Source organism: Janthinobacterium sp. GW456P (assembly GCF_002127655.1).
Classification (GTDB): Bacteria; Pseudomonadota; Gammaproteobacteria; order Burkholderiales; family Burkholderiaceae_D; genus Janthinobacterium.
The window spans coordinates 1-22,073 of the sequence record NZ_NEHB01000005.1 but is presented as its reverse complement, the minus strand read 5'-3'; the positions used below and the strand labels follow the sequence as shown (position 1 = coordinate 22,073).

Genomic DNA, 22,073 nt, shown 5'->3' with positions numbered 1-22,073 from the left:
CCACTACGGCGCGGCGGGACGCTCGAATGAAAATCCCGGCGCATACAAGTGATAGCCGTCGAAATCGCCCTTGCCGATGGCCGCGCCGGCGCTGCGCGCAATCGCATACGCCATGCTGAAGTGAAAGTAGAAATTCGGCACAATGTACAGATTCAAATATTCATCGGCCGGCAGCGCGATGTCGGCGAAGCCGGCGCGATCGCGGCAGAGGCGCTCTGGCGGCCCGTCAAAGCGCTCCGCAGGAATCGCCTGCAGATAACGCATGGTCTGCGCGATCTGTTCCTGCAGGTTGGCGGCGGCGCTGAAATCGGCCACCTCCAGCCCTGCCAGCGGGCAGCAGCCGCGCAGGGAAAAACTCACGGCCGCGCGCACCTGCTGGGCGAACGGCAGCATGTCCGGGTGCAGCCGCGCCGCCAGGATCTGCGGCTGGGCGTCGAGCTTGTGCAGCATGGCAGACAACTGGCCCAGCGAGCGGCAAAACATGGCGACGGGGTGACTGTTCATCATTTCCTTGTGCAAGATTCAAGATGACCAGAGTGTGCCACAGGCACCAGCGTCCCCGCAGCGTTATCGCCGGTGCTTGCTGAAAAATTCCCACATCACTTCGTTCGCATCGATGGCGTAGGTGGTCTTGCCGATGGGCAGGCCGATATTGAAGGCGTCGGCGCCGGGCCAGGTGTGGCCGCCGTCCTTGACGGTGAACAAAGCCACGCTGGCGCCGCCCGCGCCACTGCCCTGCTCCTGCCAGCTCACTTGCGTGGCGTCGCCGGCAGGCCCAGGCATCCGGCGCGGCTGCGGCGCATCGCCGTCGATGCCGTTGTGCCTGCGCCAGTAGGCGAAGGTATCCTCGGCCGACAGATAGCTGGCGGTCTTGCCCTCAAACAGCACGACCTTGTCGGCCGTCCCCTGCATCAGCAGCACGCCGACCTTCTCCTTCTGCTTGTGATGCTGCAGCACCGGTTCCGGCATGGGCGCGCCCACCGAGGCGACGGCCGCGAACTGTTGCGGCAACTCGGCCGCCAGGCGCAGGGCAAAGAAACCGCCGCGCGACAGGCCCGTGGCATACACGCGCTTGTCATCGATGCGGTAATTCTGCTTGAGTTTGCTCAATATCGCTTGCGTAAAACCGACGTCATCCGTGCCCGCCAGGTAGTCCATGCCGAAGCCCACGTTCCAGTCCTGCTTGATGCCTTGCGGGTACACCACGATGTACCGGTGGCGCTCGGCCGCCTTGTTCATCTGCGTGTACAGCATCTGTTCCGCCATGCTCATGCCGCCGCCATGGAAATTGAAGACGACGGGGAACGCTTGCTGCGGCGCCTGGTCGTAGGCGGCGGGCGTGTAGACGATGTAGCGGCGCTTTTCTTCCTTGTGGACGAGGCTGCTCACTTGCGCCAGAACAGGGGCGCTGGTGCACGCCAGTATAAGCAGACTGATAAGACATTTCATGCGGTTTTCTCCCTTAATCAAGAGCTTGCAGCTTAGGCAAGCGCCGGTGAAATCGCGGTGAAATCTCCCTGCTTTTTATCGTGTCTGGAGGGGAAGAATGTCGACGCGGTAGTGCGCCTCGCCCGGATGGAAACGGATGTCCCAGCGCATGGCCTGCGCCACGCGTGCCAGCAAGCTTTGTCCATGCGCAAAGCCCTGGACGCGCCGCGGCTGCCCCGCCGGCACGGTATTGCCGATGCTCAAGCAGCCTTGCGCATACGCGATATTGATGCGGCAAGCGGGGCCGCCATGGAACAGGGCATTCGCCAGGCAATTATTGATGAGCAACATCGTCAGCGGCGGATTGCCGACGACCTCCAGGCGCTCGGGCAAGTCCAGGGTCAGCAGGCTGGCATCCCAACGATGCTCGTCGAGCAGGCGCAGCAGGCATTGCTCGATACAGCCGCGCAGCTCCACCACGTCGCCAGGCAACTGCTCGGCCCGCGCCAGCGCGAACAGCACGTCGATGGTGGCGCGCATGTCGTCGACACCCTGGCGCAGCTGCGCCTGCCCGTCTGCCGCCAGCGGCTGCGCGCCGGCCAGCGCCAGGCTGTTGTGCATCAGGGTCAGCGGCGTGCGCAATTCATGGCTGACGTCGCGCGCGAACGCCTGTTCACGCAGCAACACCGCCTGCAGTTCGGCAAAGGTGGTTTCCAGGCGGCGCGCCAGGAAGCCGATCTCGTCGGGGCGGTCGCGCTCGCTGAAATGGACGGCGCCGCCGGGCGCCAGCTGGCGCGCTTCCTGGGCCAATCGCTGCAAGGGCAGCACGAGGCGGCGCGCCAGCCAGTAGGCCAGCAGCAAGGCCAGGGCGATCAGCGCCAGCGCCACGCCTGCGACGACACCGCCCACCTCCCCCACCAGGCGCCGCACCACCAGCACGGGCGCCACGTCGGCCAGCAGATACGCGCGCCGCGGCTGGCCAGCGGCAACGAGGTCCAGCGCCAGCACGTGATAATGCTGGCCCGTCGTGGTAAACACTTCGCCGCGCGGGACGGATGGCGGCACTTGCGCGCGCACCGCTTGAGGCAAGTCAAGGTAACGGCCATACACCGTGATGAGGTCGCTGCCGGACGGCGTCAGCTCGCCGTGCTGGCGCAAGCGCTGGCTGAGCACCGCCGCTTCGCGCTCGAGCAGGCGCTGCACCAGCATGTCTTCCGTCACATACGCAATCACCAGCGCCAGGCCCGTGTAGCACAGGCACAGCAGGACGGTGAAGCCGGCCAGGGCGGCGAACAGGCGTTGCCGGATCGACCTAGCCATCGCTGGCCGCCGCGTCGAAGGCCAGACGGTAACCCAGCTGAGGGATGGTCACCAGCACGCCCGCCGCGCCAAGCAACTCCAGCTGCTTGCGCAGCGCGTAGATATGCGATTTGAGGGCGTCGCTGTCGGGCGGCTGGCTGCCCCACAGGGCTTGCAGCAAGGCCGAGCGCGACACGGCGTGCGGATGCTCGCGGCACAGCAGCAGCAGGATTTTAAACCCCGTCTGCGTCAGCGGCAGCGGCGCGTCACGGTACAGGGCGCGTCCCTCGCGCGTCTGCAAGGTGAACGGCCCCACGCGCGTTTCCTGGTGCACGTGCAACTGCTGCCGGCGCGCCAGCGCTACACAGCGCAAGGCCACCTCGCGCAAGTCGAAGGGCTTGGTCAGATAGTCGTCGGCGCCGTCGCGAAAGCCGCGTGCCTTGTCTTCATATGCATCGCGCGCCGTCAGCATCAACACCGGCACATTGCTGGGCGCGCCCGCCTTGATGGCGCGGCACACCTGCAAGCCATCGATGTCGGGCAGGTTCAGGTCCAGCAGCACCACATCATAGGGGTTGCGCGTCGCCAATTGCACCGCCAGCGCGCCCGTGCCCGCATGGTCGGTCTGCCAGCCCAGGCCGTCGAGGAAGTCGAGCACCTGGCGCGCGATGGCCAGGTGGTCTTCCACCAGCAAGATGCTCAAGGACAAGCGATTCATGACGTGCCGGCAATGCGCGCATACAGCCAGAAGTTGCCGGATCTTCCGCGAATCTGCCGGTAGCAGCGCAGATAGCCTTCGCGCTCGAAAGCGCAGCGCTCGAGCACGCGCAGCGATCGGGCATTGCTCTCCAGCACAGTCGCCTGGATGCGCAGCATGCCAAGACGTCGGAAGCCCCAGTCCACGACCGTGTTCACGACGGCCGTGGCCACGCCCTGCCCCCAGACGGCGGGCGCCAGATCGTAAGCGATCTCCGCCGTGCGGTGCTGCGGGGAAATCGCGTTGAAACCGATCGTACCCACCAGCTGGCCGCCGTCGCGCAGCACCACGGCCAGGCGGATCGGCGACGATGGATCGGCCGATGCGTAGTCATCGAAATTGGCTCGCAGGTCGCCGGCGCAACGCACATTCCAGCTCGTGTGCTCGACGACGACAGGGTCGGCCAGGTAGGCATACCAGGCGGGGGCGTCGCTGCGTTCCAGGTTGCGCAAGGTCACCAACGGATGCGTAACAGCCGGTAAATCGACAGCTTTCATTGCCTTGCATCCTCCTCAGGCCAGCGGGCAATCGGCGGCCAGCCACGAGGCGAAATCATCGGCGGCCCGCTCGAAATCCTCGCGCTGCATCGAGCCATGGCCCACCAGGTACACGGCGCGGTCGCCGCCATCGAGGGCCAGCATGACGGCGCGCCCGCCGCTGTCGTCGCCGATGGCGAGATAGCCGGGGCAGCATTGCCGTGTGTCATACGTTTCGTTGCGCTCGATTAAACTTTCCAGGCCGTACAGCAATACCTGTTCACCCCGCATGTCCTCTTGCCCGTCCTTGATAAAGCGCAGGTAATGCGCCGGCAAGGCATGGCCCAGCCAGCGCTCGAGCGCATCGACAGCGTGCCCGCTCACGCGGCGCCCTTGCGCCGCGCTTCCCATTCGCGCCGCAGCAAGCCGTACAGGACCGAGTCGCTGACCTGACCGCCCACGATCCAGCGTTCGGGCAAGAAACCTTCCTTATTGAATCCCTGGCGCTCGAGAGCGCTGGCCGAACCGGCGTTGTTCGGGTCGATGTCCGCCTCCAGGCGGTTCAGGTCGCGCTCGATGAACGCGAATTCGATCAGCGCCGACAGGGCTTCGTGCATATAGCCATTGCCCCAGTACGGACGGCCCAGCGCATAGCCGATCTCGGCGCGGCGGTTCTGGCGGTGCTCGGAAAACAGGCTGCAACTGCCCAGGTATTCGCCCGTCGCCTTCAGCTCGATGGCGAAACGGAAGCATTCCTCTTGCTCGAAAGCGGCGATATCCTCGGCGATCTGGCGCGCGGCGCGGCCGGCATCGGTCCACGGCGGCTCGCTGAAATAGCGCATCACTTCAGGGTCGGCATGCATGGCGAATTGGGCCGCCTCATCGGAGGCCTGCGGCTTGCGCAGGATCAGGCGTTCGGTGGTGATGGTTTTGCTGTAAGTCATGGCGCTCCAGTCTGGCGGCAAACGGACGAATGCTTATTATTCCATGCAACTATAACGATGTGGCAATTTTGTGATGGTGCTTTTAATGTAGTATGGCAATATTTCGACCATATCATTGATGCAACTTCATGATCCGCTCATGCACGCAGTAAAACACGCAGCCAACACCGAAGCCGACCATGTCCATGCCTAGAATCCACCTCACCATGCCGCTTGCCCTCGGCGCACTGGCCGTCTGGCTGGGCTTGAGCATGGGCGGGCGCTGGCTGGAATCGGCCGGCTACGCCTTGCCGGGTGCCGCCGTCACCGGCCGTATCGGCCTGTCGTGGGCCCTGGCCGCCGTGTTCGCACTGGCGCTGCTGCGGGCCTCAAGCCGGCCCCGCGAAGCGGGTCTGTGCGCGCCGCAGCCCTGGAAAAGCACGTGGCTGGTCTCGCCGCCCCTGCTGTATGCGCTGCTGATGCTGTTGCTGGCCTGGGCCGGCGGCTGGCCGCAGCCGCGCGTGCTGCTGATCGTCGCGTGCAATGCGGCGCTGGTGGCCATCTCGGAAGAGCTGATGTTTCGCGCCATCTTGCTGCAAGGCATGCTGGACCGCTACGCCGTCTGGCCCGCCGTGCTGATGTCCTCGGCGCTGTTCGGCCTGGCGCACACGGCCAACGGCCTGGCCACGGGTGATGTCAGCGGCGCCCTGTGGCAAGCCGTCGCCGCCACCCTGCAAGGCATCGGCTACGCGGCCATCCGCCTGCGCACGCGCTCCATCTGGCCGATGGTGCTCGTGCATGGACTGTGGGACTACGCGCTCGTGACGGCCACCTTGCCGCATCCGGCCGAAGATGGCGCGTCCATCCTGCCGACTATCGCCCTGCTGGCCGTGCTGCCCTTGTGCCTGTACGGCGTCTACCTGCTGCGCCCCAGCCAGCGCGCCGCCATGTCGCAACTGCAACGATAAGGAATGTGCATGACGTTTTTTTCACGCGAGTACGAAGTATTCCTGCTGCTGGCCGCACCCGATGCGCCGCCGCTGTGGGACGCGGCGCAATGGACGCCGTTCGCCGCCAGCCTCGACGGCCTGATGGCGCAGACTGGCGCGAGGGGCAAGGCCGGCGTGCGCAGCCATCAGTACAATCCCAAGGGCAAGCCGATTGCCTTTGGCCGCCTGGGCTGGGACGCCAAATCGTACGCCAAGTGGACGCACACGCCGGCCACGACGCAGGCGCGCTTCATGAGCCTGGAAGCATGGGCGCCCACCTGGACCGTCTGCGAAAAGGACGACCAGGCGCCCGACGTGTTCCTCGCCCTGGCCAATGAGTCCTTGCTGGGACTGGCTGGCAAGCCCTTGCAATTCGGCCAGCGCCTCGTGTGCGCCATCGCCACGGACATGGGAGCGGATGCCGCCGCCACCTTGCAGGCAGCGCTGGTGCAACTGGCCGCACAGCAAGACGCCGTCGTCTTCGCCCACACGCGCCGCCAGTGGGGCCGCGCCTCGCCGTACGGCGGTTTCACGGGTGCCATCCAGGATATGCTGATCGGCGGCCTGTTCCGGCAGGACGACCCGCATGCGCGACCGCTCGATGAGGCCGCGTTCCAGGATGTGTGGAGCAAACTCGACACCCACCATGCATGAACGGACTCCCATGCCACGCCTGAGCTTCGCCATCCTGCTGTGCTGGAGCGTCCATGCGGGCGCCTTCGAACTGAGCGGCACCATCCGCAGCAACGGCCCGCCGCTGCCGCAAGCCATCAGCATCGTTGCCGAGCGCATGCACGGCGAGCCGCAGATACATGGCACGGTTGAAAATGGCCGCTACCGCATTGAGGTGCCGGAAGGCGGCACACTGGCACTGCTCCTGCAATCGCCCGGCTGGGAAGCGGAACCCAAGCTCATCTTCAACGCGGCCACGGCGGGCGCGCTGGACTTCCTGCTGTACCCGGCCGCGGTGCCCGAAGCGGCGCTGGCAGCCGAATTGCGGACCATGGAACAGGAAGACCAGGCCCTGCGCGCGGGATTCCCGCCAACGGGGCCGGACCTGGCCACGCGCCAGCGTATGCTGGCCACGGATGAAGCACGCGAGCAACGCTTGCGGCAAATCATCGCCAGCAAAGGCTGGCCCACGCAAACGATGGTCGGCTACAAGGCGGCCGGGAGCGCCTGGCTGATCGCCCAGCATGGATCAAGTGCCTTCCTCAAAAGCAGCCTGGTCCTGATGCGCGCAGCAGCGGCACGCGGGGAGATCACGCCATCGAAGCTGGCACTGGCGATCGACCGCGACCTGTGTAGCGACAATCAGCCGCAGCTGTACGGCAGCCAGTTCCGCACAGATAGCACCGGCAAGACGGTGCCCTTCCCCATCGACGATCCGCAGCGTCTGGAGCAGCGCCGCGCCAGCATGGGCATGGAACCGTATGCGCAGTACCGGCAATCCTTCGAGTAAAGACCAAGTATTGACAGCGCCAGCCATTCCATGACATCGTTGCGCCATGCCATCGCCATTCCCGCCCCTGCCATCGATTATTGCCGCCATTTCAAGCATGGTGGCTGGGCAGGAATGACATTGACCAAGCCGCCTGCAAGGCGGCTTTGATCGGCAACAAACAATCAAGACGTCTCGCAGGCTTTGTTTTCACTTTCAGCGAGCGACCATGCACACCTCTTCCAGCCCCACCGTTATCCCCACCTTGCACCTCGTGTGCGGCAAGATTGCCTCGGGCAAATCCACCTTGACCAGCCAGCTTGCGCAAGCGCCGCATACCGTGCGCATCAGCGAAGACACCCTGCTGGCACAGCTGTATCCGGGCAAGATCGCCAACCTGGCCGACTATGTCGACTGCGCGGCGCGGCTGCGCGCGGCCATCGCGCCTCTGGCCTTGCAGATGCTGCGGGCGGGCGTGTCCGTCGTGCTCGATTTCCCCGCGAATACGCCGGCCAGCCGGGCCTGGATGCGCGAGCTGTTCCAGCAGGCGGGCGTGCCGCACGTGCTGCACTACCTCGACGTGACGGACGAGGAATGCAAGGCGCGCTTGCGCCGGCGCAATGACAGCGGACTGCACCCGTTCTCCACCAGCGACGCGCAATTTGATGAAATCACGCGCCACTTCACGCCGCCCCAGGCGTCGGAAGGCTTTGATATCGCGTGGATTACCGCTTAAAACGTGCCCGGCAGCAGTATCTTTTTATCCACATGCTGCAGGTCGCGCAAGCCGCAAAACGCCATCGTCAAATCGAGTTCGTTGCGGATGATGTCCAGGCACTTGGTCACGCCGGGGCCGCCCATGGCGCCCAGGCCATATAGAAATGGGCGGCCGATGTAGACGCCCTTTGCGCCAAGCGCCACGGCCTTGAGCACGTCCTGGCCCGAGCGGATGCCGCCGTCCATGTGCACTTCGATCTGGCTGCCGACGGCGTCGACGATGGCGGGCAAGGCTTCGATCGACGATTGCGCGCCATCGAGCTGGCGCCCGCCGTGGTTCGAGACGATCAGCGCGTCGGCGCCGCTTTCCACCGCCAGACGCGCGTCTTCGGGGTCCATGATGCCCTTGATGATCAGTTTGCCGCCCCAGCGCTGCTTGATCCATTCCACGTCCGCCCACGACAGGCTCAGGTCGAACTGCTGCTGCGTCCAGGCCGACAGCGACGACATGTCGGACACGGACGTGGCGTGGCCAACGATGTTGCCGAAGCCGCGGCGTTGCGTGCCCAGCATGCCCGCCACCCAGCGCGGCTTGCTGGCCATGTTGAGGATGTTCGGTATGGTCAGTTTGGGCGGCGCGGACAGGCCGTTGCGCAAGTCCTTGTGGCGCTGGCCCAGCACCTGCAAGTCCAGGGTCAAGACTAGCGCACTGCACTTGGCCGCCTTGGCGCGGTCGATCAGGCGGTTGATGAATTCGCGGTCTTTCATCACGTACAGCTGGAACCAGAACGGTTTGCTCGTGTTCGCCGCCACGTCCTCGATCGAGCAGATGCTCATGGTCGACAGGGTGAACGGCACGCCGAAGCGCTCGGCCGCCTGGGCCGCGAGGATTTCGCCATCGGCGTGCTGCATGCCCGTCAAGCCCGTGGGCGACAAGGCCACCGGCATCGAGACGGCCTGCCCCACCATGGTCGAAGCCAGGCTGCGGTTTTCCAGGTTGACGGCCACGCGCTGGCGAAACTTGATCTTGGCGAAATCGCTGTTGTTGGCGCGGTACGTCGATTCCGTCCAGGAGCCGGAATCGGCGTAGTCGTAGAACATGCGCGGCACCCGTTTCTGGGCCAGCACGCGCAAGTCTTCGATGCAGGTGATGATACTCATGCGTTTCCTCGGTCGATGGCTAGTCGGACCATGATCGTGCATTTACCGGCAATTGTCTATCCAGCAGGCAATGCCACCGGAGCCGGCGCCACGATTACCAGTCGCGCGCGCCGAGGATCTTGTCGCCCAGTTCGCTCAAGCGCGCCTGCGGGTAGCGCAGCTTTTCCTTGTCCTCGGGGTCGCCGGGAAACGCGTAGCCCTGCGGCGCGCTGCGTTCGCGCCAGCTTTGCACCCGCCAGTCGCGCAAGGCCTGGTTGTCTTGCTGGGCGGGCGTGAAGGAAATGTATTGCGCCAGGCGCACCTGGTCCGTCGACGTGTTCGGGCGGATGCCGTGCGCCAGCAGGCTGTTGAAAATCAACAGTTCCCCCTTCTTCATGGCGATGAATTCCATCGGGTACGGCACCGTCGCCAGGTCCGGCTGCCAGGGGTTGCGATCCGCCGGCACCGTCTTGCGCCACGCCAGCAAGTTGTTGAACAGTTCCGGATAGCACTGGAAACCGCCGCTCTCGGGCGAGGTGTCGGACAGGGCCAGCACGCCCTGCACGTTGACGGGCAGCGGGTCGAGCGTGGTATCGGCATCCCAGTGGATGAAGCCGCCAAACTTGCGCTTGCCATGGTTGGGCGTGTTCAGGTTGGCGCGGTCGATGGTCACCCACAAATCCTGACGGTCCCAGATATCGACAAAGGCGTCGTAGACGCGCGGGGTCTGGCGGTTATCCCACAGTGTCTGGTTGTGATAGGCCTCGACCATGCCGGAGCCGTTGAGCTCCTTCATCGCGTGGTCGCGCAACTGGTCCCGGTTCCAGGTGGCGGGATCGTGCTGGTCCATTCCTTGAAATTCCCACAGGAAATCCGTTGTGCACCGCACCTGCTCGGGCGACACGGCATCCTTGACGATGACGTAGCCATAGGTTTGCCAATGTAAAAAATCGCTGTCGGACAGCACGCGCAGGGGCAGCTGTTTTTGGATGTCGCGCAGCTGGGTCTGTTCCGTGTAGGCCACGGACGGGTTGCCGGGACGGTCTTCGCCGTATTGATATCGATCTTCTTGCATCGCTGTCTCCTGTGTTGGTGTGAGACAGATTGTGCGATGGCATGGCCGGCTGAAATGCGCGCCAGGCGGCCAATACTGATACTATCCTGACTATTTACTGCCCTAAAACGTCACAATGACGCCTTTATTCGAACAAGTCACGATTCCGGCGGGCCATTCCTGGGGCTTGCTGTGGCGCGAACTCGATGCCATTCCCTTCATCTGGCACTACCACCCGCAGTTCGAGCTGACCCTGACCGTCAATGCGCGGGGGCAGCGCTACATCGGCGACCATCTGGGCGACTTCGAGCCGGGCGACCTGGTGCTGCTAGGGCCGAACCTGCCGCACACGTGGTCGGCCAGCGAGCGCATCGACAGCAGCCAGCCGATGCTGGCCGTCGTCGTGTGGTTTTCACTGGAGTGGCTGGAGCGGCTGGCGGCGTGCTTTCCGGAATTGCACGGCGTGCGGCAACTGGCGGCCCGCGCCGGCCCGGCCCTGCATTTTTCGCCGCGGACGAGCGCGCGCTGCGCCGGTCAGCTGCTACGGCTGAACGCCCTGCCCGTGCCGCAGCGCCTGCCACTGCTGCTCGACGTGCTGCTGGAACTGGCGGGCGATACGGGCGCGCGGCCGCTGGCCTCGACGGCGCAGGCGCCGCTACCCGATGGGCAGCAAAAACGCATGGCCGGCGTGTTCGATTTCATGCACGCGCATTTTCGGGAAGAAATCGCACTGGAGACCCTGGCGCAGCGGGCGGCCCTGTCGCTGGGCGCGTTTCACCGCTGTTTCAAGCGCCACGCGCATTGCACGCCGGGCGAATACCTGGCGCGGCTGCGCATCGGCCGCGCCTGCCAACAGCTGATCGAGAGCGATCTCGCCATCGCCGTCATCGCGCAAGAGGCGGGCTACCGCAACCTCGCCCATTTCAACCGCCAGTTCCGCGCCGCCAAGCACGTCACGCCGCGCGCGTTTCGCCTGCAATACCGGCGCGGCCTCAAAGACCTATCGTAAATCCGTTCGGAAACGAAAAAGGGGATCAGATTTTATAATCTGATCCCCGATATTCTGGTGCGGCTGGCAGGAATTGAACCCACGACCCCTTGGTTCGTAGCCAAGTACTCTATCCAGCTGAGCTACAGCCGCCTAAGACAAGATTATAGCAGGGCTTTACGGAATGGCAAAGGGCGTGGCGGCGATATTTCACAATTGACGCCCTCACCGGTTTTTCACCGGCCGCCCCGCGCACTTGCATTTTTAATCATATTGATTTTCTGATTGCGGCGCAAAACCGACACGCCGATGACTGATTGGCCATTATTAATGCATCCAAGAAAAATAAATTGCAATTTATGGAAAACTTTGAGAATGTTTACTAGCAGTAATTCCAAAAAAAATACCAAGGGGATGTCATGAAAATAAACTTGCATAAATTACCTCTGGCCGCCGCCTGCGCGGCCACCCTCCTTCTTGCCGCCTGTGGCGGCGGCAGTAGCAGCAGCACCGCCGACCCGATTCCGCCCGTCGTGCCGCCGCCGGCAACGACGCTCAGCGGCACTGCCGCCGTCGGCGCCCCCATCTCGGGCAGCGTGGTAGCCATCGATAGCAAGGGCAAAGTGTCCACGGCGGTCAGTACCGGCGCCGGCGGGGCCTTTACGGTCGACGTCGCCGGCATGACGGCGCCGTTTTTCCTCAGCATCACCGGCACGTCCGGCGGCAAGCAAGTCACCCTCAACTCCATCGCCACCGCGGCGGGACAGACCGTCAACATCACGCCGCTGACCGACCTGATCGTCTCCACGGCGTCAGGCCAGCCCGGCGGCACGGCCCTGGCCACCGTCTGCGCTCCCGTTGCCAATACGGTATCGGCCGCCTGCACCGCGGCGCTGGCGGCTGCCGCGACCCAGCAACGGCTTGATGCGGCCGTGGCCGCCGTCGTCGCCATGATCAAACCGATTAATACCGGCAATACCAATCCGCTGACGGGCGCCTTTGTTGCCAACGGCACGGGCATGGATGCCGTGCTGGACCAGATCCTCGTCGCGCCCGCGGAAGCGCAGGGCGCCATGGCCACCGTCACCCTGATCGCCACGAATAGCGCGCTGGGCAGCGTGACCCTGCCGGCCGCCGCCGGCGGCGCGCCGACGATACCGGCAGCGACGCCGCCATCGGACGCCGACCTGGCCAAGGCGACGGCCGCGGCCACTGTCTTGCCGGAAATCCGCGCCTGCATGGCCTCGCTCAGCGCCCTGTATCCGAAGACGGGCTTCGTCGTGCCGTCGGCGGCGGCCGTGTCGCCGTTCATCGACGACACCTTCAATATGGGCACGGCAGTGGGCAAGGCCGACATTGTGTCCGCCCTGAGCAGCGCGGACCAGGCCGCCCATGCGGGTCTGACGATCGAGGCGCTGGGCCTGTCCAGCGTCAGCATGCAGCCCTTGAGCGCCGATGAAATCGCCACCTTGACGTCCGCCAGCAGCACCTCGACGACGCGCGTGGCCGACTTCATCGGCAATCGCCTCGGTGCCGGGGCGACGGCCATCACCTTCACTTCAGGCAAGCCCAGCAGCGCATGGGTACAGTTGCGCATAGGAACAGATGCGGGCATGCTCAACTGGAAGCTGGTCAAGACGGGCGACACCAGCGGCTGCGCCGGCGGCTGGAAACTGGCCGGCAGCGGCCACCTGGACATGCACATGAATGCGCGCATCCAGCGCAGCCTCGATGCTGCAGGTACGGCCAGCTTTGCGCGCGAATGGGCAGCGCACGTCGAGCTCGACACCGTGCTGCAGGAAAATCCGGCCGTCAACAAGATCGACGTGCGGGGACCGGGCCTGACGACGTTCGGCGACTTCCAGATACCGGGCACGGCCGGCAGCAAACTGCAGCTGATCCTGCCGGCCACCGGCTATACCCACATGCGGGTGGCCGACAGCAATGGCGCCGCCAGCACTTTCTACAATAACGCGGAAGCCATCCAGAGCTGCCAGGATCTGGCCAGCCTGCCCGCCAATACGCCGGGCCTGGGCGCGGGCACGGCTTGCATCGACGAAACGAAAGTGGCGCCTGGAAAAATCTACGTGTGGACCCTGAAAACGCCGAATGGCGCCGTCAGCGCCTTCCCGTTCCAGATCAATGCCGTGCCCCTGTCGAAAGCGTTTGCCAAGGCCAACCAGGCCAGCCTGTTCGCCACGCTCACCAGCATCACGCCGGCGAAACTGTCATCGATCCCCGCCGCCGCCCTGCTCGATGGCGCGGTGACCTTCCATTACACGCAGTCGGCCACCTACGGATCGAAAATGGACAATTGCGGCCTATACTTGTTCAATGGCGCCACGCCGGTGCTGAACGCGGAGCAAAATGCGGTTGGACAGGAAACCTCGTGCACGTTCACGACCTCGGGGCTCAATACGCTGGCGTCGAACGTGGCGGACCCGGCGCAATCTGGCGCCTCGCTGTTCAAGTTCACCGGTCCCGTGACAAGCGGCGGACTGTGGCTAACCACCATCGTCCTGGGCAACCAGGCGTCGTCGGGCCAGCCTTATCCGAACTGACGGGGCCCGGCCGCTGGAGCGCGCCGCGATGGGGCGGCGCGCTGCAGGCTTGCCTTTCGCTGGACTAAAAAAAACCCGGAAAGCGAACTTTCCGGGTTTTTTCACTACTGCTGATACTGGTGCGGCTGGCAGGAATTGAACCCACGACCCCTTGGTTCGTAGCCAAGTACTCTATCCAGCTGAGCTACAGCCGCAAACTCTGACACACTTCACCGAACGGCGCGAAGCTTGAAACTTTCATCGGAACGAAGCGAACTTCATTCCGGCAACGATACTAATAAATACTGGTGCGGCTGGCAGGAATTGAACCCACGACCCCTTGGTTCGTAGCCAAGTACTCTATCCAGCTGAGCTACAGCCGCAAAACTTCTACAACATTCCATCAACAACATGGAGGTGAAACTTGTCACAACAAAACCAGGCAAAGTCTGATTTTCAGTATTCTGGTGCGGCTGGCAGGAATTGAACCCACGACCCCTTGGTTCGTAGCCAAGTACTCTATCCAGCTGAGCTACAGCCGCGCAGGCAAACATTATAGCGTATTCATTTCGCTTTGAAAAGTTCGATTTTTCAATCGCTTAGCTGATTTTGCAGAATACCGCCCCGCACGATCGACTCCCTTTTCACTGCCAAAAGCTGACGCCTTTTTATCGATAGGCACTTCTGCTTCCACAGTCGTATCCAGCGAATCGAGGAGTTGCTGCCTCGAAAGAAGCGGGATTATAGGGACTGCTTTCCAGCCTGTCCAGTGCTATCTGCAGGCGGCGCGCAAGCGTGCGGTGGCGGTGCGCCGCTTGGGGCTACAATACCAGCCAGACAGGGGCGCTTTTGCCTCCCCTGATGCATGACGGCGGACATTGAGCATCATGACCTATTTAACTGAGCTTAGCGACGGCGGCCCGGCGGGACCAGAGCCCGTGCGGCAGATTCATTGTTGCAGGATTTCCGATGGCCAAGCATGACCGCGAGCAAGATCTGCTTCCCCCATCAGCGCCGCTGAGCCTATCCGACGAGCGCCTGTCCAACTTGCTGGAAAGTATTACCGACGGCTTTTGCCTGCTCGACCGCGACTGGACCATCCGCTACCTCAATACGCGCGGCGCCGCCATGCTGGCGCCGCAACACGCGCCCGGGCCCAGCAAGACAGGCAAGAACCTGTGGCATGCCTGCCCCGCCCTGCATGGCACGGAACTGGAAACCCAGTACCGGCGCGCCATGGCGCAGCAGCTCAGCTGCAGTTTCGAACTGCTGTATCCGCCGCTGGGGCGCTGGCTGGAAGTGCGCATCTTCCCTTCCAGCGAAGGCTTGACCACGTACATCCAGGACATCAGCCAGCGCAAGACGGCCGAGGAAAACTTGCGCCACAGCGAGGAAGACTTGCGCGCACTGGCCAATTCCATCCCGCAACTGGCCTGGATCGCCAGCTTCGACGGCACCATCGCCTGGTACAACCAGCGCTGGCACGACTACACGGGCACCACTGCCGAACAGATGGCGGGCGACGGCTGGAGCATCGCCTATGACGCGCAGCACCTGCCGTCCATGCTGCAAGCCTGGAAGGCCGCCTTGCGCGAGGGCACGCCCTTCGAAATGGAGTTCCCCATCCGCGGTGCCGACGGCCAGTACCGCTGGTTCCTGACGCGCGCCAACCCCGTGCGCGACCGGGGCGGCCAGCTGCTGCGCTGGTTTGGCACGAGCACCGACGTCGACCAGGTCAAGCGGGCGCAGGAAGCCTTGCGCGATGAAACGCGCGTACTGGAGCTGCTCAACAATACGGGCGCGGCCCTGGCCAGCACCCTCGACTTGCCGGCCCTGCTGCAGGAAACCGTCGATGCGGCCACGCGCATCAGCGGCGCGCGCTTCGGCGCCTTTTACTATGATGATGCGGGCGATATCCACGACGATCCCGACGCCCTGCCCGCGGCACGCGCCGTCAACGGCATCAGCCTGCGCCAGGCCGATGCCATCGCCACGGAACTGCGCCAGGGAGCGGCCATGCGCCAGAACGACTTGCTGGCCGCGCCCGACACCAGCGCCGGCGGCGCGCCGCCGCTGCGCAGCTGCCTGAGCCTGCCCGTCAGTTCGCGCTCGGGCCTGTTGCTGGGACGCTTGCTGCTCGGCCATCCGCAAGCGGGCATGTTCAGCGCGCGCAGCGAACGCATCGTCTCGGCCATCGCGGCCCAGGCCGCCGTCGCGCTCGACAATACGCGCCTGTACGCGGCCGCCACGCGCGCCGCCGAAGAGCGCAAGGTACTGCTCGACAGCGAGCGCGAGGCACGCGCCGACGCCGAACGCACGAACCAGCTGAAAGACGATTTTCTCGCCACGCTGTCGCACGAACTGCGCACGCCGCTGTCGGCCATCCTGGGCTGGGCGCAAGTGCTGCGGCGCGGCACGCGCGACCAGGCCGACCTGCACCGCGGCCTGCAAAGCATCGAACGCAATGCGCGCGCGCAGGCGCAACTGATCGAAGACTTGCTCGACATGAGCCGCATCACTTCCGGCAAGGTGCTGCTGGACCTGCAAACCATCGTGCCCGCCAGCATCATCGCCTCGGCCATCGAAACCCTGCGCCCGGCGGCCGACGCCAAGCACATCGCCATCCACAGCGACATCGCCAGCGATGCGGGCAGGATCACGGGCGACCCCAGCCGTATCCAGCAAGTGATCTGGAACCTGTTGTCGAATGCCCTGAAGTTCACGCCGCAAGGGGGCCGGGTCGAGATCGGCGTGCGCCGCGAGGCAAGCCGCCTGGCCATCACGGTGAGCGACAACGGTGTCGGCATCAAGAAAGACTTCCTGCCCCACGTGTTCGACCGCTTCCGCCAGGCCGACGCCTCCACCACGCGCCGGCATGGCGGCCTGGGGCTGGGACTGGCGATCGTCAAGCACCTGGTGGAGCAGCATGGCGGCACGGTCACGGTCAGCAGTGCCGGCGACATGCAGGGCGCCAGCTTTACCGTCCGCCTGCCCCTGGAGACGCGAACCGCGCCGGCGCGGCCAAAGAGTGGCGACTTGCCCGCCCGCCATGACTTGCGCGGCGTCACCGTCCTGCTGGTCGATGACGAGGCCGACGCGCGCGAACTGACGGCGCGCATCCTGCGCGACAGCAACGCCGAAGTGCATGGCGCCGGCAACGTGGCGCAAGCGCTGCAACTGCTGGAGCAGGTACACCCGCATGTGCTGATCAGCGACATCGGCATGCCCGACGCCGATGGTTTCGACTTGCTGGCGCAAATCCGCGCGCACGCCTCCCCTGATGCGGCCCGCCTGCCTGCGCTGGCGCTGACGGCGTTCACGCAAGCGCAGGACCGCCAGCGGGCGCTGGCCAGCGGTTTCCAGGCCTGGGTCTCGAAACCGCTCGACCCAGCCGAACTGCTGGCGGCCGTAGCGCAACTGGCCGCCACGCGCTCCCTCGCGCAGCGTCCAGAAGAGGGCAGCAATACGCCGCCCTAAAAAGATGATGCAAAGAAATACATAATGCAGTACAAAATGACTATTTTCATGGGCTAGCCTTCCTACTTTCAGACGCGGCTCTGTCCTACAAGCAACTAAGCTAAAGTTTGATACACTGAAATGCAGAAAAGCACCTGCACGGCAGGCGGGAGACGGCGGCCTTGGCCGGCGAGAACGTCAGAAGCGAGCTCAAGCGCTGTTGTGCGCCCTAACTTGTTGCAAGGCGCTACTATCTTCTCCACCGCCGTCAGCCCATCATCTGCGGTGGAAGCCAGCGTTGCATAGACCGTATAACCGAGACCTTACATGCCCAGCCAAGATGAGATTTTGAAAGCCAAAATTTTGGTCGTCGACGATTCACCCGACAATGTTGACCTGATGCTGGAAATCCTGCGCGATGCCGGCTACACCAATGTGACGGCCACCATGCGTCCGGCCCAGGTTTGCCCTCTGCACCGGGAGCATTGCTACGACCTGATCTTGCTGGATCTGCAAATGCCGGAACTCAATGGTTTCCAGGTCATGAAAGGCTTGAAGGAAATCGAGCATGGCGGCTACCTGCCCGTGCTGGCCCTGACGGCACAGCCGAGTTTCAAGATCGCCGCCCTGGAAGCGGGCGCGCGCGACTTCATCAGCAAGCCCTTCGACCTGATGGAAGTGCACAAGCGCATCCACAACATGCTGGAAGTGCGCCTGCTGTACAAGGAACTGGCGCAATACAGCAAGCAGCAGCAGGAACTGGCGCTGCACGATCCGCTGACGGGCTTGCCGAACCGGCGCCTGCTGGAAGACCGCATCGAGCATACCTTGCAGCAATCGGCCCGCAGCCGCGGCAAGTCGGCCATCCTGTACCTCGACCTGGACGGTTTCAAGGCCATCAACGACAGTTACGGCCACGGCTATGGCGATGAAATCCTGAAAATGGTGGCGACCCGCCTGGTGAGCGCATCGCGCAAGGAAGACACGGTGGCGCGCATCGGCGGCGACGAATTCGTCATCGTGCTGGGCAACCTGGCCGGCAAGGGTGACGCGCGCGAACCGGCCGCCAAGCTGATCGAAGTCATTTCCGAGCCGTATTTCATCAACGACCTGACCCTGCGCCTGTCGACCAGCATCGGCATCGCCATCTACCCGGACGACGCCAGCACCGTCGAATCCCTGCTGGGCGCGGCCGACACGGCCTTGTACGAAGCCAAGCGCGCCGGCAAGAACCGCTTTTGCTGCATCCCGCACGAGGTGATCGCCTCGCAGGTGAATATGCAAAAAAACAACATCCCGTCGATCGCCTGAGTTTTTACGCCGCGCCGCACATGAAAAAAACCGGCAAGCCACGTTGATGGCTTGCCGGTTTTTTTCATGTGCCCGACGGTTTATTTCTTGCCAGCCGTCACTTTATGCTGGCCCGCATGCTGGTGGTCCGTTTGCGCATCGACGGTTTCCGGCGGCACTTCGATGTGCGTGATGCCGGCATCGACGGAGATCGGGTCGCTGGCGGGGAAGGTCATTTCCACGGCGTCGTCAAGCAACTCTTCCTTGGCCCGCTCTTCGCCGCTCATGCCCTCTTCATCGGCCAGGATGGCCAGCGCGCTGGCCCATTTCACGAAATTAAGGTTGGACAATTCGCGTACGGTGGTCACGCCAAACGCTTGCTGCAAGGCCTTCGCATCCTTCGCGCTGACACCACGCAAGGCGCTGATGGGGGCATTGACAATGTCGCGGAAGCTTTTGTCGAGGTATTCCTTGTCGACGATGGTTTCGATATTCATGGCATGTCCTTTCGTTTCGGTAAACGGGCCTGTACTGCACCCTGCGCCGCGGGGCGGCTATGCTGCATGGAAAAATGCACAGCCCCACTATGGCAGCGTGCGGCGTCCCGGTATGTGCGCAGCCGTACGTAAAGACGGGAACAACTTCCTGCTGGCGCAAACAGAAATATTGCCTATCATATAAAAATGATGGGAGGAGATTAAAATTGCCGAAAAGACAGAAATTTTCCATCCATGCGCCCCGCGATGAAATCCTCATGTATGATCCACAACTTGAATTTGGTCCACCTTTCACCATTCACGGGGCGCTATGTCCGCACAAACACATCCGAACAAGGAAGCGGCCCAGGCCGATGCGGAACGCGCCGCCGATCTCAGCGAGTTGCTCGGTCATGTCAACACCAGCTGGGACAATGAACGGCGCGCCCTGTCGCGCCAGCTGCACGACAGCCTCGGCTCGTCGCTGACGGCGCTGACCATGCACCTGTCGCTGCTGACGCAAAAAATGCCGCAGGAAGCGGCCTTGCTCGACCGCGCCGCGACCATGAAGCAATTGCTGCTGAATGTGATTGAGACCAACCGGCAAATGCAGATGAAGCTGTGGAACGACAAGCTGGAGTTTCTCGGGGTGAATGTGGCGCTGGGCGAACTGGCCGCGCAATTTGCGGAACAGCACAAGATCACCGTGCGCTGCAGCCTGCCCGAAGATGAACTGATTTGCCCGCGCAACGTGGGCGTGGCCCTGCTGCGCACCCTGGAAGAGGCGCTCAGCAATATCGCCGCGCACGCACAGGCGAGCGAAGTCGATATCATCATCGACGACAACGACGAGGCGCTGATGATGACCGTGAAGGATAACGGCAGCGGCTTGCCGGCCAGCGAGCCCGTCGAAATGAGCAAGCACGGCCTGCGCGCCGTCCGCGAGCGCGTGCATTACCTCGGCGGCAGTCTGAGCCTGACGGCAAATCCGCAAGGCGGCATGGCCCTGACCGCCGTCTTGCCGCGCATTAGTCCGAAAGAATAATCCCTGCCAGGCAGCATCGGGCCGGAACATCGCCGGGCGCCCTGCTCCGCTGAACGATACGACGAGGAGACCGCATGCAAGGACTGATCCCCACCCTGTTGGCAGCGCTGCTGGCCATGGGAGCCGCCCAGGCCGCCGACAAGACCGTGCCGCCGCCGGAAACCGTGGACAAGCTGGCCTGGCTGGCCGGTTGCTGGAACGTCGACGGCGCCGAACCCGGTTCCGGGGAACAATGGAGCACGGCCGCCGGCGGTACCCTCCTCGGCACCAGCCGCACCGTCAAGGGCGGCAAGACGACGGCCTTTGAATTCGTGCAGATCCGCCTCACGGAACCGGGCCAGCTGGCCTACATCGTGCAGCCGTCGGGCGAGCCGCCCGTGATCTTCAACCTGCTGCGCCAGGACAAGCCGAATGAATTCATCTTCGCCAACCTGGACAATGACTTTCCGAGCCGCATCACTTACCGCCATGACAGCGAACGCATCTTGCACGCCAGCATTACCGGCACCTTGAAGGGCAAGCTCACCACCATCGCCTTCCCCATGACGCGGGGCCGCTGCGAAGCGGCGCCCCTCGCGCGCAGCAAATAAAAAGGCTCTGTCATCGGCAAATAGGGGAAGTACCGGAATCTTCCCTGCGCTGCGCTGTCTGACTCTGCATACCCACCACGCAGGGAGCCGATCATGCAGCAAGCCAACTGGCTCCGTTTTGTCGCGCAGTGTGCGCAGTTGAACCGGCGCCAGCGGCAGGCAGGCATCGCCTTGTTGCNAAATCGGCGCAGGCCGCCGCAAGCGCAGCTACACGCGCGGGCTCGACGCAAAATTCATGGCGACCGTGGACGCCTTGCTCAAGGCACCGCTGACAACGGAGCCTTCATAACAGCGATAAGGCCGCAGTGACGATGAAACGACAGGATTTTCCTGTCGTTTTTTTTGGCTCTGTCATCGGCAAATAGGGGAAATACCGGAATCTTCCCTGCGCTGCGCTGTCTGACTCTGCATACCCACCACGCAGGGAGCCGATCATGCAGCAAGCCAACTGGCTCCGTTTTGTCGCGCAGTGTGCGCAGTTGAACCGGCGCCAGCGGCAGGCAGGCATCGCCTTGTTGCGTGGCAATGCCCCGCACGACGCGACCGTCGCGCTGCTGGAAAGTGTGGCTCAGCCACAATTGGCCTGTCCCGCCTGCCACTCGCATCACCTCCACCGGCATGGCCATGCGCATGGACTGCAGCGCTGGCGCTGCGTGCCGTGCGGGCGCACCTTCAATGGACTGACGGACACGCCGCTGGCGCGCTTGCGCCACAAGACCTTGTGGCTGGACTATGCCGATTGCCTGCTGGCATCGGACTCCGTGCGCAAGGCAGCGAACCTGCTGGGCGTGCACCGCAACACCACCTTTCGCTGGCGTCACCGTTTTTTAAGTTTGGCCAAGAYGGACCGGCCCCATCGCCTGCATGGCATCGCCGAGGCGGACGAGTTATACCTGCTGGCATCGGAAAAGGGCGCGCGACACATGACGCGTCCGGCGCGCCACCGCGGCGGCCATGCCSGCAAACGAGGCATTTCCAATGAGCAGGTCTGCATCCTGGTGGCGCGCGACCGCACGGGACAAACCCTCGATTTCGTCACGGGCAAAGGGGCGCTCACGACAGCGCAGCTGCATCATCGGTTATTACCGATGATCGACAACGATATCCTGCTGGTCACCGATGGCCATGCCGCCTATCGGGCTTTTGCGCGGGAAGCGTGCATCAGCCACCAGGCCGTCAACTTGCGCGCCGGCATCCGCGTGCAGGGCGCTGTGCACGTGCAGAACGTCAACGCCTATCACAGCCGCCTGCGGCAATGGCTACGTCCGTTTCACGGCGTGGCCACGCGCTATCTGCCGAACTACCTGGGCTGGCGTTGGATACTCGACGCGGGGCGCATCCGTTCCCCGGCAACCTTGTTGAAAGCCGCGCTGGGAGCATTCCCACATCTGACGGTGACATAGCCAATAAAAAGGGGCCGCAAGGCCCCTTGTTTTGTTACGGCGCAAACTGGTCAAACGAACT

21 protein-coding genes and 4 tRNA genes are annotated in these 22,073 nt (G+C 63.7%); 11 read left to right on the top strand and 14 right to left on the bottom strand.

Annotation, left to right across the window (positions count from 1 at the left end; genetic code table 11):
• Window positions 1-3: 3 nt before the first annotated feature.
• The 7 genes from CBW66_RS06855 to CBW66_RS06825 form a co-directional block, all read right to left on the bottom strand.
• Window positions 4-507, bottom strand: a complete 504-nt coding sequence (locus CBW66_RS06855) for a DUF1993 domain-containing protein (RefSeq protein ID WP_230492223.1) — start codon at window positions 505-507, stop codon at window positions 4-6.
• A 60-nt stretch (window positions 508-567) separates the two neighbouring features.
• Window positions 568-1,449 carry a PHB depolymerase family esterase gene (locus tag CBW66_RS06850; RefSeq protein ID WP_086136561.1) on the bottom strand — a complete coding sequence of 294 codons (882 nt, stop codon included), beginning with the start codon at window positions 1,447-1,449 and terminating at the stop codon, window positions 568-570.
• A gap of 75 nt (window positions 1,450-1,524) precedes the next feature.
• A complete protein-coding gene (locus CBW66_RS06845) occupies window positions 1,525-2,748 on the bottom strand; it encodes a HAMP domain-containing sensor histidine kinase (RefSeq protein ID WP_086136560.1) in 1,224 nt (407 codons plus the stop codon).
• Complete coding sequence (locus CBW66_RS06840) at window positions 2,741-3,445, bottom strand: response regulator transcription factor (protein WP_086136559.1); 705 nt, start codon at window positions 3,443-3,445, stop codon at window positions 2,741-2,743. Before CBW66_RS06840 ends, CBW66_RS06845 begins: the two co-directional genes overlap by 8 nt.
• Window positions 3,442-3,981: a GNAT family N-acetyltransferase gene (locus CBW66_RS06835; protein ID WP_086136558.1), complete on the bottom strand. Its 540-nt coding sequence runs from the start codon at window positions 3,979-3,981 to the stop codon at window positions 3,442-3,444. The genes CBW66_RS06840 and CBW66_RS06835 overlap by 4 nt, the downstream gene beginning before the upstream one ends.
• A gap of 15 nt (window positions 3,982-3,996) precedes the next feature.
• Window positions 3,997-4,344 carry an SMI1/KNR4 family protein gene (locus tag CBW66_RS06830; protein ID WP_139841542.1) on the bottom strand — a complete coding sequence of 116 codons (348 nt, stop codon included), beginning with the start codon at window positions 4,342-4,344 and terminating at the stop codon, window positions 3,997-3,999.
• A complete protein-coding gene (locus CBW66_RS06825) occupies window positions 4,341-4,904 on the bottom strand; it encodes a GNAT family N-acetyltransferase (protein WP_086136557.1) in 564 nt (187 codons plus the stop codon). Before CBW66_RS06825 ends, CBW66_RS06830 begins: the two co-directional genes overlap by 4 nt.
• A 179-nt stretch (window positions 4,905-5,083) precedes the next feature.
• On the opposite strand from CBW66_RS06825, the gene CBW66_RS06820 reads away from it, so the two are divergent.
• The 4 genes from CBW66_RS06820 (at window position 5,084) to CBW66_RS06805 (ending at window position 8,049) form a co-directional block, all read left to right on the top strand.
• Window positions 5,084-5,851 carry a CPBP family intramembrane glutamic endopeptidase gene (locus tag CBW66_RS06820; RefSeq protein ID WP_086136556.1) on the top strand — a complete coding sequence of 256 codons (768 nt, stop codon included), beginning with the start codon at window positions 5,084-5,086 and terminating at the stop codon, window positions 5,849-5,851.
• A 9-nt stretch (window positions 5,852-5,860) separates the two neighbouring features.
• Window positions 5,861-6,526 (top strand): hypothetical protein, encoded by a 666-nt coding sequence (locus CBW66_RS06815; protein WP_086136555.1) that lies wholly within the window; start codon window positions 5,861-5,863, stop codon window positions 6,524-6,526.
• A 10-nt stretch (window positions 6,527-6,536) separates the two neighbouring features.
• Window positions 6,537-7,334, top strand: a complete 798-nt coding sequence (locus CBW66_RS06810; RefSeq protein WP_086136554.1) for a DUF6624 domain-containing protein — start codon at window positions 6,537-6,539, stop codon at window positions 7,332-7,334.
• A 208-nt stretch (window positions 7,335-7,542) separates the two neighbouring features.
• Window positions 7,543-8,049, top strand: coding sequence for an ATP-binding protein (locus CBW66_RS06805; protein WP_086136553.1), 507 nt, complete (start codon window positions 7,543-7,545; stop codon window positions 8,047-8,049).
• Here CBW66_RS06805 and CBW66_RS06800 read toward each other — a convergent pair.
• Window positions 8,046-9,191 carry an alpha-hydroxy acid oxidase gene (locus CBW66_RS06800; protein WP_086136552.1) on the bottom strand — a complete coding sequence of 382 codons (1,146 nt, stop codon included), beginning with the start codon at window positions 9,189-9,191 and terminating at the stop codon, window positions 8,046-8,048. The genes CBW66_RS06805 and CBW66_RS06800 overlap by 4 nt on opposite strands.
• A 94-nt stretch (window positions 9,192-9,285) precedes the next feature.
• The gene (locus CBW66_RS06795) at window positions 9,286-10,245 is read right to left on the bottom strand and encodes a phytanoyl-CoA dioxygenase family protein (protein WP_086136551.1); all 960 of its coding nucleotides are present in this window, start codon (window positions 10,243-10,245) and stop codon (window positions 9,286-9,288) included.
• Window positions 10,246-10,360: 115 nt separating this feature from the next.
• Between CBW66_RS06795 and CBW66_RS06790 the strand changes: the two genes are divergently transcribed.
• Window positions 10,361-11,233 carry an AraC family transcriptional regulator gene (locus CBW66_RS06790; RefSeq protein WP_086136550.1) on the top strand — a complete coding sequence of 291 codons (873 nt, stop codon included), beginning with the start codon at window positions 10,361-10,363 and terminating at the stop codon, window positions 11,231-11,233.
• Between the two features lie 55 nt (window positions 11,234-11,288).
• On the opposite strand, the gene CBW66_RS06785 is transcribed toward CBW66_RS06790, so the two are convergent.
• A tRNA-Arg gene (locus tag CBW66_RS06785) sits at window positions 11,289-11,365 on the bottom strand.
• 278 nt (window positions 11,366-11,643) lie between these two features.
• Here CBW66_RS06785 and CBW66_RS06780 point away from each other — a divergent pair.
• Window positions 11,644-13,773: a hypothetical protein gene (locus CBW66_RS06780; protein WP_086136549.1), complete on the top strand. Its 2,130-nt coding sequence runs from the start codon at window positions 11,644-11,646 to the stop codon at window positions 13,771-13,773.
• A gap of 117 nt (window positions 13,774-13,890) precedes the next feature.
• On the opposite strand, the gene CBW66_RS06775 is transcribed toward CBW66_RS06780, so the two are convergent.
• The 3 genes from CBW66_RS06775 to CBW66_RS06765 form a co-directional block, all read right to left on the bottom strand.
• Window positions 13,891-13,967 (bottom strand) — tRNA-Arg (locus tag CBW66_RS06775).
• 91 nt (window positions 13,968-14,058) lie between these two features.
• Window positions 14,059-14,135, bottom strand: a tRNA-Arg gene (locus CBW66_RS06770).
• An 82-nt stretch (window positions 14,136-14,217) separates the two neighbouring features.
• Window positions 14,218-14,294: transfer RNA gene (locus tag CBW66_RS06765), tRNA-Arg, on the bottom strand.
• A 427-nt stretch (window positions 14,295-14,721) separates the two neighbouring features.
• On the opposite strand from CBW66_RS06765, the gene CBW66_RS06760 reads away from it, so the two are divergent.
• Both CBW66_RS06760 and CBW66_RS06755 read left to right on the top strand, forming a co-directional pair.
• Entirely contained in the window at window positions 14,722-17,229 is a 2,508-nt protein-coding gene (locus CBW66_RS06760; RefSeq protein WP_086148663.1) for an ATP-binding protein, read from the top strand.
• Between the two features lie 306 nt (window positions 17,230-17,535).
• Entirely contained in the window at window positions 17,536-18,519 is a 984-nt protein-coding gene (locus CBW66_RS06755; protein ID WP_086136547.1) for a diguanylate cyclase, read from the top strand.
• A gap of 80 nt (window positions 18,520-18,599) precedes the next feature.
• Here CBW66_RS06755 and CBW66_RS06750 read toward each other — a convergent pair whose 3' ends face one another.
• Window positions 18,600-18,995 carry a hypothetical protein gene (locus tag CBW66_RS06750; RefSeq protein WP_086136546.1) on the bottom strand — a complete coding sequence of 132 codons (396 nt, stop codon included), beginning with the start codon at window positions 18,993-18,995 and terminating at the stop codon, window positions 18,600-18,602.
• 310 nt (window positions 18,996-19,305) lie between these two features.
• Here CBW66_RS06750 and CBW66_RS06745 point away from each other — a divergent pair, with 310 nt between their 5' ends.
• The 3 genes from CBW66_RS06745 (at window position 19,306) to CBW66_RS06735 (ending at window position 22,012) form a co-directional block, all read left to right on the top strand.
• On the top strand, window positions 19,306-20,019 hold the full coding sequence (locus CBW66_RS06745) for a sensor histidine kinase (RefSeq protein WP_086136545.1): 714 nt from the start codon (window positions 19,306-19,308) through the stop codon (window positions 20,017-20,019).
• Window positions 20,020-20,093: 74 nt separating this feature from the next.
• Window positions 20,094-20,609 carry a DUF6265 family protein gene (locus tag CBW66_RS06740; RefSeq protein ID WP_086136544.1) on the top strand — a complete coding sequence of 172 codons (516 nt, stop codon included), beginning with the start codon at window positions 20,094-20,096 and terminating at the stop codon, window positions 20,607-20,609.
• A gap of 434 nt (window positions 20,610-21,043) precedes the next feature.
• Window positions 21,044-22,012 (top strand): IS1595 family transposase, encoded by a 969-nt coding sequence (locus CBW66_RS06735; protein ID WP_139841541.1) that lies wholly within the window; start codon window positions 21,044-21,046, stop codon window positions 22,010-22,012.
• The last annotated feature ends 61 nt before the right edge of the window (window positions 22,013-22,073 follow it).

Coding starts and splice junctions, on each gene's coding strand:
- CBW66_RS06855 (WP_230492223.1), bottom strand. CDS start 507: ATGATGAACAGTCACCCCGTCGCCATGTTTTGCCGCTCGCTGGGCCAG.
- CBW66_RS06850 (WP_086136561.1), bottom strand. CDS start 1,449: ATGAAATGTCTTATCAGTCTGCTTATACTGGCGTGCACCAGCGCCCCT.
- CBW66_RS06845 (WP_086136560.1), bottom strand. CDS start 2,748: ATGGCTAGGTCGATCCGGCAACGCCTGTTCGCCGCCCTGGCCGGCTTC.
- CBW66_RS06840 (WP_086136559.1), bottom strand. CDS start 3,445: ATGAATCGCTTGTCCTTGAGCATCTTGCTGGTGGAAGACCACCTGGCC.
- CBW66_RS06835 (WP_086136558.1), bottom strand. CDS start 3,981: ATGAAAGCTGTCGATTTACCGGCTGTTACGCATCCGTTGGTGACCTTG.
- CBW66_RS06825 (WP_086136557.1), bottom strand. CDS start 4,904: ATGACTTACAGCAAAACCATCACCACCGAACGCCTGATCCTGCGCAAG.
- CBW66_RS06820 (WP_086136556.1), top strand. CDS start 5,084: ATGTCCATGCCTAGAATCCACCTCACCATGCCGCTTGCCCTCGGCGCA.
- CBW66_RS06815 (WP_086136555.1), top strand. CDS start 5,861: ATGACGTTTTTTTCACGCGAGTACGAAGTATTCCTGCTGCTGGCCGCA.
- CBW66_RS06810 (WP_086136554.1), top strand. CDS start 6,537: ATGCCACGCCTGAGCTTCGCCATCCTGCTGTGCTGGAGCGTCCATGCG.
- CBW66_RS06805 (WP_086136553.1), top strand. CDS start 7,543: ATGCACACCTCTTCCAGCCCCACCGTTATCCCCACCTTGCACCTCGTG.
- CBW66_RS06800 (WP_086136552.1), bottom strand. CDS start 9,191: ATGAGTATCATCACCTGCATCGAAGACTTGCGCGTGCTGGCCCAGAAA.
- CBW66_RS06795 (WP_086136551.1), bottom strand. CDS start 10,245: ATGCAAGAAGATCGATATCAATACGGCGAAGACCGTCCCGGCAACCCG.
- CBW66_RS06790 (WP_086136550.1), top strand. CDS start 10,361: ATGACGCCTTTATTCGAACAAGTCACGATTCCGGCGGGCCATTCCTGG.
- CBW66_RS06760 (WP_086148663.1), top strand. CDS start 14,722: ATGGCCAAGCATGACCGCGAGCAAGATCTGCTTCCCCCATCAGCGCCG.
- CBW66_RS06755 (WP_086136547.1), top strand. CDS start 17,536: ATGCCCAGCCAAGATGAGATTTTGAAAGCCAAAATTTTGGTCGTCGAC.
- CBW66_RS06750 (WP_086136546.1), bottom strand. CDS start 18,995: ATGAATATCGAAACCATCGTCGACAAGGAATACCTCGACAAAAGCTTC.
- CBW66_RS06745 (WP_086136545.1), top strand. CDS start 19,306: ATGTCCGCACAAACACATCCGAACAAGGAAGCGGCCCAGGCCGATGCG.
- CBW66_RS06740 (WP_086136544.1), top strand. CDS start 20,094: ATGCAAGGACTGATCCCCACCCTGTTGGCAGCGCTGCTGGCCATGGGA.